This is a genomic window from Neorhizobium alkalisoli, assembly GCF_002968635.1.
Lineage (GTDB): Bacteria > Pseudomonadota > Alphaproteobacteria > Rhizobiales > Rhizobiaceae > Neorhizobium > Neorhizobium alkalisoli.
In genome coordinates this window covers 128,182-142,334 of record NZ_PVBN01000015.1, presented here as the reverse complement: position 1 = coordinate 142,334, position 14,153 = coordinate 128,182, and the positions used below count along the sequence as shown (strand labels likewise).

Below are 14,153 nucleotides of genomic sequence, written 5' to 3'. Positions count from 1 at the left end.
CTTCCATCAATTGGTGGCGGGACGTTGAACAATGAGAGCAGACAAGGCAAGTCTCAGCCGGACAAAATGCTTTGCTCAGGAAGCCTTGGCTTCGAAAGCCGGCGGAAAGTCCCCGAGAGCCTTGGCGTCCCTGATGCGCGCGCCGATATCCTCCTCGATGATCGTTTCCAGCTGCGCGAAGCTCTCGATGACGTAGTAGATCGGTTGCACGATATCGATCCGGTAGGGCGTTCTAAGCACCGTCATCAGATCGAAGGGGCGGAATTCGCTTTCCCTGCCTTCCATCGCGGTCCGCGTCTCATTGGGAGAGGAGACGACACCTGCGCCGAAGCAGCGGCGCCCCTGCGGTGTGTCGATCAAGCCGAACTCGACGGTGAACCAGAATATCCGGAACAGGTGCCAGGAATATTCCTTGCCGAGCCCGACGGCCTTTTCACCAAAGCGGCGAACGAAATTGGCATAGCTCTGGTTCGTCAGCAGAGGGCAGTGGCCAAAAACCTCATGGAAGATGTCGGGCTCCTCGATATAGTCGATATGCTCGCGGCGGCGGATGAACGTCGCCAATGGGAACTTGCCCTGCGACAGCAATTCGTAAAAGCGCGATGGGGGGATGAGCGCCGGGACGCCTTCCACGCCGAACCCGGTGGTCTCGTTGAGGCGTCTGTTGATATCGTGAAGCTGAGGAACCTTGTCCGGCTTCAAGCCGAGCAGCTTCACGCCATCAAGATATTCGGCACAAGCCTTGTCGGCCAGCAGCGTCATCTGGCGCTGGTAGAGTTCGCTCCAGATCCCGTCTTCTTCGGTCGTGTAGTGATAGATGCCATCCGCATCCGGCAGCTTCGCCGTATAGGTGCTTTGTTTGGGCATGAGCGCCTCCCGATCTTGATCCAGTGAGCCGGGCTCCTCCAACCTCACTGCCAGATCACCATCATATCCCGAAAAATGCGGATAAACATTTCAGGATTGCCGGACTAGGATCTGAAAATGGGAGAATATTCCGAGAGGAGGCGCTGGGATGAAAGAAAACCTGAAGGCTGCCCGCAGGCTTCTGCAACTCGTCCAGTCCGGAGACGGTTCATCGCTTGCCGAGCTGGCGGAGAAAGCGGGGATGTCGCAAAGCACCGCATGGCGCAAGATCCAGGAACTGGAGGCAGATGGCGTTATTCGAAAACGGGTGGCCCTTCTTGATCCTGCAAAGCTCGACCTCAAGCTCTGCATCATCGCCCATGTGACCTTGGAGGACCACCATGAGGAGGCGATCGAAGCTTTTGCGAACGTCGTGCGCGATCGGCCGGAGATCATGGAATGTTATGCGTTGTCTGGAACGTTCGACTACATGCTGAAAATCAGGGCAAGCGATGTCGAAGCCTATGAAGCCTTCATGACCCGTCATCTGATGCGCAATCCGCATGTGCGCAATGTGGTCTCCAGCTTTGTTCTTCGCGAACTGAAGTCGACGACGGAACTGCCGATCTGAGGGGTGCCGGAACCCCCAAACGAAAAAGGCGGAGCTGAAGCCCCGCCTTTCGAAAGTCCAAAATCCAGAGGCGATTAACGCTTGGAGAACTGGAAGGAGCGGCGGGCCTTGGCCTTACCGTACTTCTTACGCTCGACCACACGGCTGTCGCGGGTCAGGAAGCCACCCTTCTTGAGAACCGAACGCAGGCCCGGCTCGAAATAGGTGAGGGCCTTGGAGAGGCCATGGCGCACAGCGCCGGCCTGGCCGGAAAGGCCGCCGCCGGTGACGGTCGCGATGATGTCGAACTGACCGGCGCGGGCAGCTGCAACGATCGGCTGCTGCAGGATCATCTGCAGGACCGGACGGGCGAAGTAAGCCGAGAAGTCCTTGCCATTGACGATGATCTTGCCGGAACCAGCCTTGACCCATACGCGGGCAACAGCGTTCTTGCGCTTGCCGGTCGCATAGGAACGGCCAAGGTTGTCGACCTTGCGGACGTGAACCGGAGCCTGGCTTTCGGCCGCCGGAGCGAGATCCTTCAGAGAGGAGAGGTCGGCCATGATCAGGCGCTCCTTACATTCTTCTTGTTCAGCGAGGCCACGTCGAGGGCGACCGGCTGCTGGGCTTCATGGGGATGGTTGGAACCGGCGTAAACGCGCAGGTTCTTCATCTGGCGACGACCGAGGGGACCACGGGGGATCATACGCTCGATGGCCTTCTCGAGGACGCGCTCCGGAAAGCGGCCTTCGATGATCTGGCGCGCGGTACGCTCCTTGATGCCACCCGGATAACCGGTGTGCCAGTAGTAGGTCTTGTCGGAATATTTCTTGCCGGTGAGGGCAACCTTTTCCGCATTGATGACGATCACGTTGTCGCCGTCATCGACGTGGGGGGTGTAAGTGGCCTTGTGCTTGCCGCGTAGGCGGTTTGCTACGATGGTGGCGAGGCGACCGACTACGAGGCCTTCGGCGTCGATGATCACCCACTTCTTCTCCACCTCGGCGGGCTTCTGAACGAAGGTTGACATGGTTTTCTCTTTCGTCTGGACCCGTGAGATCCGATATCGGATACAGGGCGTTTCTTGTTGCTTGGCTTGACGGCAGCGCCGCCAAAAAGAATGCGGTCCACAGGGGTCCGCAATCTGTGGCGGCTTATACCGATGAGACAAAGATGCGTCAAGGCGGCTGATTTTGGCGGTGGAAAAATAAATCAAGTTATTTCAACGGCTTATGTATATGGTATCCGCATACCACACTTTATTTCTGTAAAGGGACCGTGTTGCGGCAGATGGCGTTAGAAACTCTCTTGCAGGGCTGCTTTCGGTTGGATGTCGTTTTTGCTGAGAGGCGCCCGGTTGCGGCCATGCCACCTGGGGGACACCTGCGGCTGGAAGAAAGAAATCTCCACTCAACCCTGCATACAACCTGTGGGCACAGGCAGTGGGCGTGTCGCGGAAACCGATAGCAGGCTATTGGCAAGGCGATGAATATCGGCTTTTTTGTCAACGTCTTGTGAATAAGTACTATTTTTGAGCGTCAATAAACTGCTGGGTGAAAAAGCCACAGCTATGATTTTTCGCGGATGATGAATAGTAGTTCGCCCTAATTCAACTATAAGATGCTTCTAATATGCTTCGTACGGAAGCGGAAAATTGCGAGAACGTTTGCGGAACGGAGCCTGTTGTTGCCGTCCTGCGGTTCAGAACCGGGTGCATCCCGCCTGTAGCGGAAAGCAGTCTTCCGGATCGGGCCGCCTTTTGCAGGCGAGAACGGGACAGCGAGGAGTGTCGGTCGTGGGGACGGTGGCGCGATCGGCAAACTCGTGGCCGTCGCAGAGGCCGCTGTCGGTAACATAGCGGTCATAAAGCGTCATGCCGCGCACATTTCGGGATGGATAACGCAGGATTACGGCGCCTTCCCGGGCGATCGCACGTTGCACGGCAGCACAGGACATGCCGGTCGAATTATAGCGCGAGATGGCAAAGGCGGGCTCGGCCGACGGAAACGAGACGGCGCAGGTAACGGCGAGGCTTGCGAGAAATTTTTTCATGGCCTGCATCCCTTTTACGGAGACGGAGCCATACATACAGCGAAGCGACCGCGCCGCCAGAGGCGTCCCCATCACCGGAGCTGCCGTCATGAACCATGACCACTACGACAACGCGTATATTGCCGAAATTCTGAAAAACACCAAGACGATCGCTCTTCTGGGCGCTTCTCCGAACCCGGACCGGCCGAGCAACCGTGTCATGGGGTTCCTGCTTGGCAAGGGATACACGGTCTATCCCGTCAATCCCGGTCAGGCGGGCAAGCAGATCCTCGGCCAGACGGTATACAAGACGCTTGGCGACGTGCCGCAACCGGTCGACTTGGTCGATGTCTTCCGAGCAGCCGAATATCTGGACGGCGTGGTCGACGAGGCGCTCGCCCTGGAGACGAGGCCCAAAGCGATATGGGGCCAGCTCAGCGTGCGCGATGACAAGGCAGCCGCCAAGGCGGAGGCGGCCGGCATCAAGGTCGTGATGGATCGTTGCCCCGCGATCGAATATCCGCGCCTTGTCGCTTGACGCCCGTCAATCCACCAGCAGTTCCGGTCGGGCGCGCATCTCGTTGAGGTAGTCGGCGTTGCCGCAATAGCCCGCGAAGTCGGCGGCAGCGGTGCCGTCGGTCAGTTCCCGGCGACAGCGGGCCTTTTCCCCGCATCGCGAGCAGGTGATGTGCATCTCCCGGAACTCCAGAGGTTCGACGAGCTTTGCCTCTTCCGGATCGATGTTCAGGACCCGCATAAGGGCTAGCATTTCGTCCGCTGCATGGGGGCCGCGCCGGAGCAGAGAAACGAACTCGTCCTTCGACAGCGCGTTGTCGCGCGCCAGCATTTCGATCGTCTCGTTGTCGAGGCTCGCTAGGGTTTTGGCTTCCTCGACCGTGTCCCAGGCCGTGGAGCACCAGCGGGCAATTCGGGACGCGAGGCTTTCGTGGCGGGCAGGGGCTTGATCGTTCATGGCATTCTCCTCTCTATTGTCGGGAGGATATGCGCGCGAGAACAGCAGTCGTTGACCAAAATCAACCAGTTTGATTTTGGGGAGCGTGATAACAGGGCTGAAGACATTCAGGGAGAGAGACCATGCCGACGATCAATCCGGGATTTTCAACTCTGGCGGTTCACGCGGGCGCCCAGCCTGACCCCACCACCGGGGCGCGGGCGACGCCCATCTACCAGACCACATCCTTCGTGTTCAACGATGCCGATCATGCCGCGGCCTTGTTCGGCCTGCAGCAATTCGGCAATATTTACACCCGCATCATGAACCCGACCCAGGCCGTGCTCGAGGAGCGGGTGGCGGCGCTCGAGGGTGGCACCGCGGCGCTCGCGGTCGCTTCGGGCCACGCGGCGCAGATGCTAACCTTCCACACGATCATGCAGCCGGGCGACAATTTCATCGCGGCGCGAAAACTCTACGGTGGGTCGATCAACCAGTTCGGCCATGCGTTCAGGAATTTCGACTGGCAGGTGCGCTGGGCCGATCCGGAAGATCCGGCAAGCTTCGACGGCCAGATCGATGCCCGCACCCGGGCGATCTTCATCGAGAGCCTCGCCAATCCCGCCGGCACCTTCGTGGATATCGCGGCGATCGCCGAGGTGGCGCAGCGGCGCGGCATTCCGCTGATCGTCGACAACACGATGGCGACGCCCTATCTCGTCCGGCCGCTCGAACACGGAGCCGATATCGTCATCCACTCGCTGACCAAGTTCATGGGCGGCCACGGCAATTCCATGGGCGGAGTGATCGTCGACGGAGGCACGTTCAACTGGTCGAAATCGGGCAATTATCCGATGCTTTCGGAGCCGCGGCCGGAATATGCAGGTGTCGTGCTGCACCAGGCATTCGGCAATATCGGCTTTGCCATAGCCTGCCGGGTGTTGGGCCTGCGCGATATGGGCGCCGCGATCTCCCCCTTCAACGCCTTCATGATCCTGACCGGCATCGAGACGCTGCCCCTGCGCATGCAGAAGCATTGCGATAACGCAGCCGTGGTTGCCAAATGGCTGAAGGCCCATCCGAAGGTTGCCTGGGTCAGCTATTCAGGTCTGGAAGAGGACCCGAACCATGTCCTGCAGCGGCGGTATTCGCCGAAGGGTGCAGGCTCGGTCTTCACCTTTGGCGTCACGGGCGGATACGAGGCGGGCAAGACGTTGGTCGAAAGCCTGCAGCTCTTCTCCCACTTGGCCAATATCGGCGACACCCGTTCTCTTGTCATTCATCCGGCCTCCACGACGCACCGGCAACTGAGTGAAGAACAGCAGATCGCCGCCGGCGCCGGCCCGGACGTCGTGCGCCTGTCGATCGGTATCGAGGATGCCGCCGATATCATCGCCGACCTCGACCAGGCTTTGTCGAAGATCTGAGGAAGAAATGGCAACCTGGCTGACTTTCGACCTTTCTACCATCACCCCGGAAGAGGGCGCGCCGGCGCCGGACCGGCTGGTCTCCGGCAATCCGACATTTCGAACATGGAATTTCGAAGAGGCCGAGGGCGGGCTCTATGCCGGTGTCTGGGAGGCGACGCCCGGCAAGTGGCGAATCTCTTACGACGAATGGGAGTATTTCCACGTCCTCTCCGGCCATTCGGTCGTGACCGAGGAGGGCGGTGAGCCCGTCCATCTGAAGTCGGGCGACAGCATGGTGCTGAGACCCGGCTTCAAAGGAACCTGGGAAGTGATTGAAACGACTCGCAAGGATTATGTGATCAGGACGTGAGAAGCGGATTTCAGTCCCGGTTGAAAGCCTTCGCGAATTCCGGCGAAGAAATGAAGGCGAGGGTCCGCCGCAATTCCTCGGACTTCTCCTTGCCGAAGGCCTTGTCGAAATGATCCTGGGCAACCGTCCAACGAGCGGTTAGTTCCCGCTGCTTCGCGGCGCCCGCATCTGTCAGGCGCACCCGCTTCACCCTGCGGTCCTTGTCGTCGGGGATCAGTTCGACAAACCCGTCACGGAGGAGGGGTTTCAGCGTGTGACCAAGGGCGGAAAGGTCCATGACCATGGTTTCCGCGAGCCTTTTCAGGGTCGGTTCACCGGAGCGGGCGATCTGCGACATGAGCGAGAATTGCGTGCCCTTGAGCCCGGTGTCCCCCATGGCATCCTCGTAGAGCTGGCCAAGTTGCCGCGCGGCACGGCGTACCGCGCTGTTGCTGCAATAAAGCCAGATGCCGTCCTCGAACTGTTCTTTTTCCATCATGGGCTGTCTGTTTCGTCGTGGCTGAGAGTGCCCGATTTCATCCGGCTCTGCCACCGCCAATAAAAAGTCTTCCACGCCTCTTGCATAGCCGATTGGCCGTCTTCATCTATTTAGTGGCATATGCCAGTAAATTCCATATCAGGAGATGGACAATGACTAAAACCTCGAAACTCGGAACTGCCTTGGTGACCGGCGCATCGTCGGGCATCGGCGCGACCTATGCCGAGCGTCTGGCCCGCCGCGGCTACGACCTTGTGCTTGTGGCCCGGGATGAAGATCGCTTGAAGACTGCAGCCGAGCGTCTGGCTCGCGAGACGGGCGTCAAGGCCGACGTGCTTCGCGCGGATCTGACGCAGCGTGCCGACATCGCGCTCGTCGATCGGCGGCTGCGCGAGGATGATACGATTACCCTTTTCGTGAACAATGCCGGGATCGGCCCGACCGGTCCGCTTCTCCAGAGCGATATCGACTACCTGGACCGGATGGTGGACCTGAACGTGCTGGCCGCAAATCGTCTGGCCGTCGCCGCCGCGCAGGCGTTCGTCGCGCGTGGGAGTGGGAGCATTATCAACACGGCATCGGTGGTCGCACTGTGGCCGCATGCGTTCAGCGGCACCTATAGCGCCAGCAAGGCCTTTGTTCTGACTTTGACGGAATCGCTTGCCGCCGAACTGGTGGATACCGGCGTGCGCATTCAGGCGGTTCTGCCGGGACTGACCCGCACGGAAATATTCGACCGGGTCGGCGGCTCGTTCGACAATATGGATCCGAACATGGTGATGAATGTCGGCGATCTCGTCGATGCCGCGCTCGCCGGTTTTGATCAGGGTGAACTGGTCACCATTCCGTCGCTCTCGGACAAGTCGCTCTACGAGGCGCTCGAAGCAGCCCGCGGTGAACTGCGGCCACATCTGTCGCTCAGCAAGCCCGCCGCCCGTTACGGCGTAGCTGATGCGTCTGCCAACGCTGCCTGACGCTCACCATGTCAGCTCCAGCCGCTCCAATCCATGGAAGTGATAGACATCCTTGACTGACGGTGGCCTCGCGATCCTGAGCCCCGGCAGTCGGCGGAAGAGGATAGGCAGCACGGTGTTCAGCTCCAGCCGTGCCAGCGGCGCGCCGATACAGAAATGGATGCCGGCGCCGAACGAAGGTTCGGCGCCTCCTGCCGGTCCGGCTTGAAGACCAGCGGATCCGAGAACTTTTTGGGGTCGAGATTGGCGGCGGCGAGGATGAGGCTCACCTTGTCGCCGCGCCTGAATGTGACGCCGTCGATTTCGACGTCCTCCAGCGCCCAACGCTGGAAGATGTGGACCGGTGCGCAGATGCGCAGCGTTTCTTCGACGGTCCGTTCCGTTGCCGCCTCGTCTCGGAAGAACTCGGTCGCCGGAAGCCCGCTTTCCAGGATCACGCGAACTGAGTTGCCGATCTGGTGGACCGTCGCCTCGTGCCCGGCATTCAGGAGCACGATCGTCGTCGAGACCAGTTCGTCGTCGGTGAGATACTGCCCCTTGTGCCCCGTGAGGATCATGTGGGTGAGCAGGTCTTCGCGCGGTTCGCGGCGCCGCTCGGCGATCAGGCGCCTGATGTAATCGGCGAATTCCCTGGCGGCGCGATCTGCGGCATGCTCGTCCGCGTGGCTGCGCTTGAACATGTACATGCCCACATAGGCATGCGACCATTTGAGAAGTTGCGGTCCCATTTCGTCCGGAATGCCGATCATTCTGGCAATCATCGTCACGGGGATCACGTCCGCAAAGGATGACAGGAGTTCCGTCTCGCCGTCCTTCTCAAAAGCGTCGATCAATCTCTCCGCAATGTCCGCGATTTCCGGCCGGAGCTTTTCGACATGCCTGGAAACGAAGGCGCGGTTGACCAGCGTGCGGAGCCGCGTGTGTTCCGGCGGTTCAAGTTCCAGCAGGGAATGACGCTCGGCCAGATCGAAATTTTCAAGATGCGGCTCAGGCTCAGGCAGGCCGAGCTCCTGGCGGCTGGCGATATGCAGGATCTGGCGGCCGAACCGCCGGTCGCGCAGAAGCGCGTTCACATGGTCATAACCGGTGAAGAACCATTGTTTCTGCTCCGCCCAATAGAACGTCGGGCAGTGCTCGTGGAGAGCCGCATAGACGCGGTTGGGATCACTGTAAAATGCCGGGTTTCGCCCGTCGAGGGAGACGCGGAGGGCTTCCGGATCGATGCGGGGGAAATCGAGCAGACGGGTCATCCGTCGAGACCTAAAGGATTTCAGGTGACCGGAAAAGGGGTGGCGATTGATGCAATTAAAGATTGCGGTTATGATGGGCTTTGCACGTTTGTCTGCGGCCGGGAGAGACGTCGATGGGTTTGTCATCGCGGGAATACAAGCTGATGCTGGATACGGATCGGTTCGTCGGTGACGTCGGGACATGTCGTCCCAGGGTCTCCGATTTTTGGGCGGATATCTGTGAAAAGCTGGGAGATGAGGTGGACGCCAAAGGCAAGCTCGATGTCCTGAAGCCAAAGAAGCAGCGCGATGTTTTCTTCCTGGATACGGAAGGGACCGATCTCTACCGGCTGTCCAACCTCGTCTTCCGGATGCGGCGTCCACTGGGCTCCGACGGGCCTTGGTCGACAACGCTGAAATTCCGCCATGGCGACCGGCTGCTTGCCGCCGCGCAGACCTTCCATTCCGGAGATGACGAGGACATCAAATTCGAGGAGGACGTCAAGGCGATGCCTCCCGCCGGTACACCGCGGTTCTGGGCGCTGTTCAGCCGATCCGTCGAGGCCGAGTTCGATGACGAAGCCGAACCCGCAACGGTCGGCGACTGTCTCGATCCCTATGAAGATTTCGGCAAGATATCTTTGCCGCCTCGCAATGCGAAGGTCTTCCGGGTTGGAGACTTGCGGATACGCGAGCACGTATTCGAAGGGGGGCGGCTAAAATTATCAGAAGATGTGAGTGCGGAATGCGCACTCATTCTGTGGTGGAACGAGAAGAGCCACCCAAATCCGGCGGCTGCCGAATTCAGCTTCCGCTTCGACCTCGAGGACGGCGAGGCGAGCGCCGGGGCAGTACGCAACGCCTGGGCTGCGATGACCATCCTCTGCGCTTCGCCTTGGGTGAACCCGACAGGTCCGACCAAGACCGCGCTGGTTTATGGTGCCGCCGAAGTCTGACTATTCCCCGACCGCGGCTCCCTCGCGGCGTGGATCGGCGCTGCCGACGAGCCCGCTGGCGGTGATCTCGATCGCATGCAGCCCGGAATTCATTTCGCCGACCTTCACCTCATATCCGAGCGCCTTGAGCGGTTCGGCAAGCTTCTCGGCGTCGGTACCGGCCTCGATGTCGTAGGTGCCGAACCGGTTGATGAGATGCGGCTGCGCGACAATCTGCTCTACCGGCATGCCCCAGTCGATGTAGGCGATCAACGCTTGCGCGACGTAGCCGATGATCTGGCTGCCGCCCGGTGAGCCGATCGCGAGCAGCGGCTTGCCGTCCTTCATGACGATTGTCGGCGACATGGACGAACGGGGCCGCTTGCCCGGCTCGACGCGATTGGCAACCGGCAGGCTTCCGTCATGTGTCTTGAAGGAGAAGTCGGTGAGTTCGTTGTTGAGCAGAAACCCGTTCGTCATCAGTCGCGAGCCGAAGCCGCTTTCGATGGTCGTGGTCATCGAGACGACATTGCCTTCTTTGTCGACGATCACGAAATGGCTGGTGGAGGGGAGTTCGATCGCCGCATCGCGGCCGAAGAGCAGGGCATGGTCCCATTCCGGCTCGCCCGCCTTCACCGCATCCGCGGCAAGCGCCTTGCCGCCGTCGAGCAGGTCGGCGCGCTTGCCGAGATAGTCTTTCTTGATAAGCCCCTTGACCGGCAGGGGCACGAAATCGGTGTCGGCTAGATAACGTTCGCGATCCGCAAAGGCGAGGCGCTGGGCGTCGCCGATGATCCGCCAGCTCTCTGCATTTTGCGGCCCGAGCGCCTTCACGTCGAAGTTTTCGATGATGCCGAGCATCTGTCCAATGGCGACCGCGCCGGAGGAGGGTGGTCCCATGCCGCAGATATCGAGCGCGCGATAGTTGAAGCAGACGGTTTCTCGTTCCTTGATACGATAGTTGGCTAGATCCGTAAGAGACAGCACGCCCCGATTGCCGGCGGCCTCGCGAACCGTCTTCACGATCGCCTCCGCGATCGGTCCCTTGTAGAAAGCATCGGCTCCGCCCGATGCAATCGCGTTCAGCGTTTCCGCATAAGCGGGGTTCTTGAGTGTCGCTCCGGCTTTCAGCGGCGCTCCCGCTTCGTCGTGGAAATAACCGCGAGGCCCATCATATTTCTTCAGTCGGTCGCCTTCCGCCGCAAGGAGCGAAGCAAGGCGAGGGGAAACGGCGAAGCCCTCGGCGGCGAGCTTTTCCGCCGGCTCGAAAAGGCTGGCCCACTCTGCCTTTCCATAGCGCTTGTGCACGTCTTCGAGCAGACGCACCGTGCCGGGTGTGCCAACCGAACGGCCACCGACCACCGCGTCGATGAACTTCAACGGCTGGCCTTGGGCATCGAGAAAGAGCTTGGGCGTTGCTTCCATCGGCGCGGTCTCGCGGCCATCGAAAGTGGTCAGCCTGCCGGATCCGGCGTCATAATAGACGAGGAAGGAGCCGCCGCCGAGGCCGGAGCTCTGCGGCTCCACGAGCCCGAGCACCGTCTGGACGGCAACCATGGCATCGATCGCATTGCCGCCTTTGGCGATGATCTCGCGGCCTGCCTCTGCGGCGTGCGGATTGGCTGCCGCGACCATGAAGTTCTTCGTTTCCACGCGTTTTGCGGCGGTGAAGCCCGTGGCTCGTTCCGGCGCCACGGTGTCGGAAGCCTGCTGAGCCGGCAGCGCCCCGGCCCAAAGCGTCAAAGAAAAAACGATTCCTGTGAAAAGGCCCATCCGCATGATGCATCCTCCGCAACGCTCTGCCCATCATCGAATGTGGGCGTCGGAGGGCGAAGGGCAAGAGGTCAGCGTTGGCCGAGTGCCGCCAGACGTTTGAGCGCTGCCACTTGATGGTTGGCGCGCAGGTCCGTCGGGGCTTCGTCCTCGCCCTGCCGATCGACGGCGGGGACGATAAAGGCTTCTCCCCCGGTATCGACGGCGGTGCGGTCGCGGCCGCTTTCCTTGGCGGCATAAAGCGCCCGGTCGGCTGCACTGAGCAGGAGATCGAGATTGGCGTCGTCGGCCACCGCCAGGGCAATCCCGACGCTGACGGTAACCTTGATCTGGTGGTCGCCGGTGTTGATCGTCTGCTGTTTTAGCGTGAGCCGGATAGCTTCCGCGATACTGGCAGCCTCCACCATGTCACCGACGCGCACGATGGATGCGAATTCCTCGCCACCCATCCGGCCGAACGAGCCGCGGCCTCGCAGCGACGTCTGGCCGACCCTGGAAAACGCGACCAAAACGGCGTCGCCAGCCTGATGGCCGCAGCGGTCGTTGACCTGCTTGAAGCAGTCGAGATCCAAATGCAGCATGGCGATCAGCGGCTTGTCGGTCTTCTGGACCCCGCAAAGCCCACGGAACTCGTCGATCAGGCCGCGCCGGTTGAGCACCCCCGTCAGCGGGTCGGTCAGGGCCAGCGCCTTCAGTTTCTCCTCCGACCGTTCGGTCAGCAGTCTTGCCGCGCCTGCGACAAATGCGATGAAGCAGAAGGCGGCGGGGAAGAAGAGAAGTGCCGCATTCGGGGCCGATGCAAAGGAGGTCGGGGGCCGCACGATCGCCAGCACGGCGCTGACCCCGTTGGCAAGAAGCTGGATGCCAATCAAAACCGCCAGGAAGCGACGGGTCGAGCGAGAACGACCCTTGTTCGAGACGAGAATGCCGATCAGGATCGCATAGCCGACGATGGCCGCGCCGTTATAGAGGACTACCCGGTTGGCAAAATTCTCCCGCACCGGGTCGAGGAACATGCCGGCGATCCAGATCAGTGCCGGAATGGCGACAAACCCTCCGACCGGCTTGCCATCGAATTGCAGAAATCCGGTGATCCACAGGCCAACGCCTGTGAAGACTATGGTATTGGCGATCTCGATCGACACGAAGTCGGGAATATAGCCGCGCAGAGCCAGCAGCATCACACCCAAACCATGCAGCGCAAAGCCGCCGCCCCAGCTCAGGTAGAAACTCTCCCGTTCGTAGAACCAGCGTGACCAGAGGAGCGCGGCAAGCGTCATGGCCTCGGCAGCCCAAATCACCAGGCCCGTCAAAATATCCACGTCAAACCCCCACGCCCCAACTTCGGGCATGACCAGCATGGCAGAGAGTCTTTAAAATGATGTTGCCGACTATGCTCGCTCCCCGTTCGGGATATTGAGCAGGGATTCGCAAATACACTCGCGATCTTCACGCCTGCTTTACTCTGATCCCTCAAAAACCTGTGCGGCTTGACAAAACCAGGTTCTGGCCGGCTGCGATCTCGGGAAAATCGGGATAGCGGTCAGTTTCGCACATCCTACGGCGATTAAGGATATCGGATGCTCCGTCTTGAAGTACCGGGCGTTGACACTCTATGTAGGGATGACCCATTCCATTTGATTCCGGAGCGCCTTTCTGCCTTCGGCCCGGGATCAAGAGAAGCTTGACAAAGGACGGACATGAGAAATCCAGTTGATACCGCAATGGCCTTGGTGCCGATGGTCGTAGAACAGACCAATCGCGGTGAGCGCTCCTACGACATCTTTTCGCGGCTTCTCAAGGAGCGCATCATCTTCCTGACCGGTCCGGTGGAAGATCAGATGGCGTCGCTCGTCTGCGCGCAGCTCCTGTTCCTCGAGGCCGAAAATCCCAAGAAGGAAATCGCCCTCTACATCAATTCGCCAGGCGGCGTCGTGACCGCCGGCATGGCGATCTACGATACGATGCAGTTCATCAAGCCTGCAGTGTCGACGCTCTGCATCGGCCAGGCGGCATCCATGGGTTCGCTGCTGCTCTGCGCCGGCGAAAATGGCATGCGCTTTGCAACCCCGAACGCGCGCATAATGGTGCACCAGCCGTCGGGTGGCTTCCAGGGCCAGGCATCGGACATCGAACGCCATGCCCGTGACATATTGAAGATGAAGAGACGTCTGAACGAGGTCTACGTGAAGCATACGGGCCGCACGTTGGAGGAAGTCGAAAAGACCCTCGATCGCGACCACTTCATGACGTCCGACGAAGCCCAGGAATGGGGTGTCATCGACAAGATCCTGACTTCGCGTCAGGAACTCGAGGGTGGCGCCGCAGACTGAGATTGATAGCGGATCCTGTGCGTCTCACCCCGTTGTGAGCAAAAAAGGGTTTCAAGTCGCACGGAAAGCGCTATTAGTACCTATTAATGCTGTGTTGAACTTTTGTGACATAGCATGCGTTTCTTGAGGGTTTCGTTGCCGCCGATCTGCATGGTGTGGCCGGATCGGTAGAGTACCCTTAGGGCAGGCGGTACGTCAGTCCGTCAGGACGCG

Annotated in this window: 15 protein-coding genes and 1 pseudogene; 7 read left to right on the top strand and 9 right to left on the bottom strand. The window is 60.2% G+C overall.

What is annotated here, in order from left to right; genetic code table 11:
* Positions 1–75: 75 nt before the first annotated feature.
* Positions 76–867: a phenylalanine 4-monooxygenase gene (locus C5L13_RS25740; RefSeq protein WP_105386119.1), complete on the bottom strand. Its 792-nt coding sequence runs from the start codon at positions 865–867 to the stop codon at positions 76–78.
* Positions 868–1,015: 148 nt separating this feature from the next.
* Here C5L13_RS25740 and C5L13_RS25735 point away from each other — a divergent pair, with 148 nt between their 5' ends.
* Complete coding sequence (locus tag C5L13_RS25735; protein ID WP_105386118.1) at positions 1,016–1,477, top strand: Lrp/AsnC family transcriptional regulator; 462 nt, start codon at positions 1,016–1,018, stop codon at positions 1,475–1,477.
* 74 nt (positions 1,478–1,551) lie between these two features.
* On the opposite strand, the gene rpsI is transcribed toward C5L13_RS25735, so the two are convergent.
* The 3 genes from rpsI to C5L13_RS25720 all read right to left on the bottom strand — a co-directional run bounded on the left by rpsI (position 1,552) and on the right by C5L13_RS25720 (position 3,508).
* Entirely contained in the window at positions 1,552–2,019 is a 468-nt protein-coding gene (gene rpsI, locus C5L13_RS25730; protein ID WP_105386117.1) for a 30S ribosomal protein S9, read from the bottom strand.
* A gap of 2 nt (positions 2,020–2,021) precedes the next feature.
* The gene (gene rplM / locus C5L13_RS25725; RefSeq protein WP_105386116.1) at positions 2,022–2,486 is read right to left on the bottom strand and encodes a 50S ribosomal protein L13; all 465 of its coding nucleotides are present in this window, start codon (positions 2,484–2,486) and stop codon (positions 2,022–2,024) included.
* Between the two features lie 671 nt (positions 2,487–3,157).
* Positions 3,158–3,508 carry a hypothetical protein gene (locus C5L13_RS25720; protein ID WP_105386115.1) on the bottom strand — a complete coding sequence of 117 codons (351 nt, stop codon included), beginning with the start codon at positions 3,506–3,508 and terminating at the stop codon, positions 3,158–3,160.
* Positions 3,509–3,596: 88 nt separating this feature from the next.
* On the opposite strand from C5L13_RS25720, the gene C5L13_RS25715 reads away from it, so the two are divergent.
* A complete protein-coding gene (locus C5L13_RS25715; RefSeq protein ID WP_105386143.1) occupies positions 3,597–4,025 on the top strand; it encodes a CoA-binding protein in 429 nt (142 codons plus the stop codon).
* Positions 4,026–4,031: 6 nt separating this feature from the next.
* On the opposite strand, the gene C5L13_RS25710 is transcribed toward C5L13_RS25715, so the two are convergent.
* Positions 4,032–4,460 (bottom strand): DUF6455 family protein, encoded by a 429-nt coding sequence (locus C5L13_RS25710; protein WP_105386114.1) that lies wholly within the window; start codon positions 4,458–4,460, stop codon positions 4,032–4,034.
* Positions 4,461–4,582: 122 nt separating this feature from the next.
* On the opposite strand from C5L13_RS25710, the gene C5L13_RS25705 reads away from it, so the two are divergent.
* Together C5L13_RS25705 and C5L13_RS25700 are read left to right on the top strand one after the other, a co-directional pair.
* Complete coding sequence (locus tag C5L13_RS25705; RefSeq protein ID WP_105386113.1) at positions 4,583–5,866, top strand: O-acetylhomoserine aminocarboxypropyltransferase; 1,284 nt, start codon at positions 4,583–4,585, stop codon at positions 5,864–5,866.
* Between the two features lie 7 nt (positions 5,867–5,873).
* Positions 5,874–6,218 carry a cupin domain-containing protein gene (locus C5L13_RS25700; RefSeq protein WP_105386112.1) on the top strand — a complete coding sequence of 115 codons (345 nt, stop codon included), beginning with the start codon at positions 5,874–5,876 and terminating at the stop codon, positions 6,216–6,218.
* A 10-nt stretch (positions 6,219–6,228) separates the two neighbouring features.
* Here the strand turns inward: C5L13_RS25700 and C5L13_RS25695 are convergent, their stop codons facing one another.
* Positions 6,229–6,696 (bottom strand): MarR family winged helix-turn-helix transcriptional regulator, encoded by a 468-nt coding sequence (locus C5L13_RS25695; protein WP_105386111.1) that lies wholly within the window; start codon positions 6,694–6,696, stop codon positions 6,229–6,231.
* A 152-nt stretch (positions 6,697–6,848) separates the two neighbouring features.
* Here C5L13_RS25695 and C5L13_RS25690 point away from each other — a divergent pair, with 152 nt between their 5' ends.
* Positions 6,849–7,670 carry an SDR family NAD(P)-dependent oxidoreductase gene (locus tag C5L13_RS25690; RefSeq protein ID WP_105386110.1) on the top strand — a complete coding sequence of 274 codons (822 nt, stop codon included), beginning with the start codon at positions 6,849–6,851 and terminating at the stop codon, positions 7,668–7,670.
* Between the two features lie 3 nt (positions 7,671–7,673).
* On the opposite strand, the pseudogene C5L13_RS25685 reads toward C5L13_RS25690, so the two are convergent.
* A pseudogene (locus C5L13_RS25685) lies at positions 7,674–8,920 on the bottom strand (cytochrome P450).
* A 113-nt stretch (positions 8,921–9,033) separates the two neighbouring features.
* Between C5L13_RS25685 and C5L13_RS25680 the strand changes: the two are divergent.
* Complete coding sequence (locus tag C5L13_RS25680; RefSeq protein ID WP_105386109.1) at positions 9,034–9,855, top strand: hypothetical protein; 822 nt, start codon at positions 9,034–9,036, stop codon at positions 9,853–9,855.
* Here the strand turns inward: C5L13_RS25680 and ggt are convergent, their stop codons facing one another.
* Entirely contained in the window at positions 9,856–11,613 is a 1,758-nt protein-coding gene (gene ggt, locus C5L13_RS25675; RefSeq protein WP_105386108.1) for a gamma-glutamyltransferase, read from the bottom strand.
* 65 nt (positions 11,614–11,678) lie between these two features.
* Positions 11,679–12,929: a GGDEF domain-containing protein gene (locus tag C5L13_RS25670; protein ID WP_158693533.1), complete on the bottom strand. Its 1,251-nt coding sequence runs from the start codon at positions 12,927–12,929 to the stop codon at positions 11,679–11,681.
* 378 nt (positions 12,930–13,307) lie between these two features.
* Here C5L13_RS25670 and clpP point away from each other — a divergent pair, with 378 nt between their 5' ends.
* On the top strand, positions 13,308–13,940 hold the full coding sequence (gene clpP, locus C5L13_RS25665) for an ATP-dependent Clp endopeptidase proteolytic subunit ClpP (RefSeq protein WP_105386106.1): 633 nt from the start codon (positions 13,308–13,310) through the stop codon (positions 13,938–13,940).
* Positions 13,941–14,153: the final 213 nt, after the last annotated feature.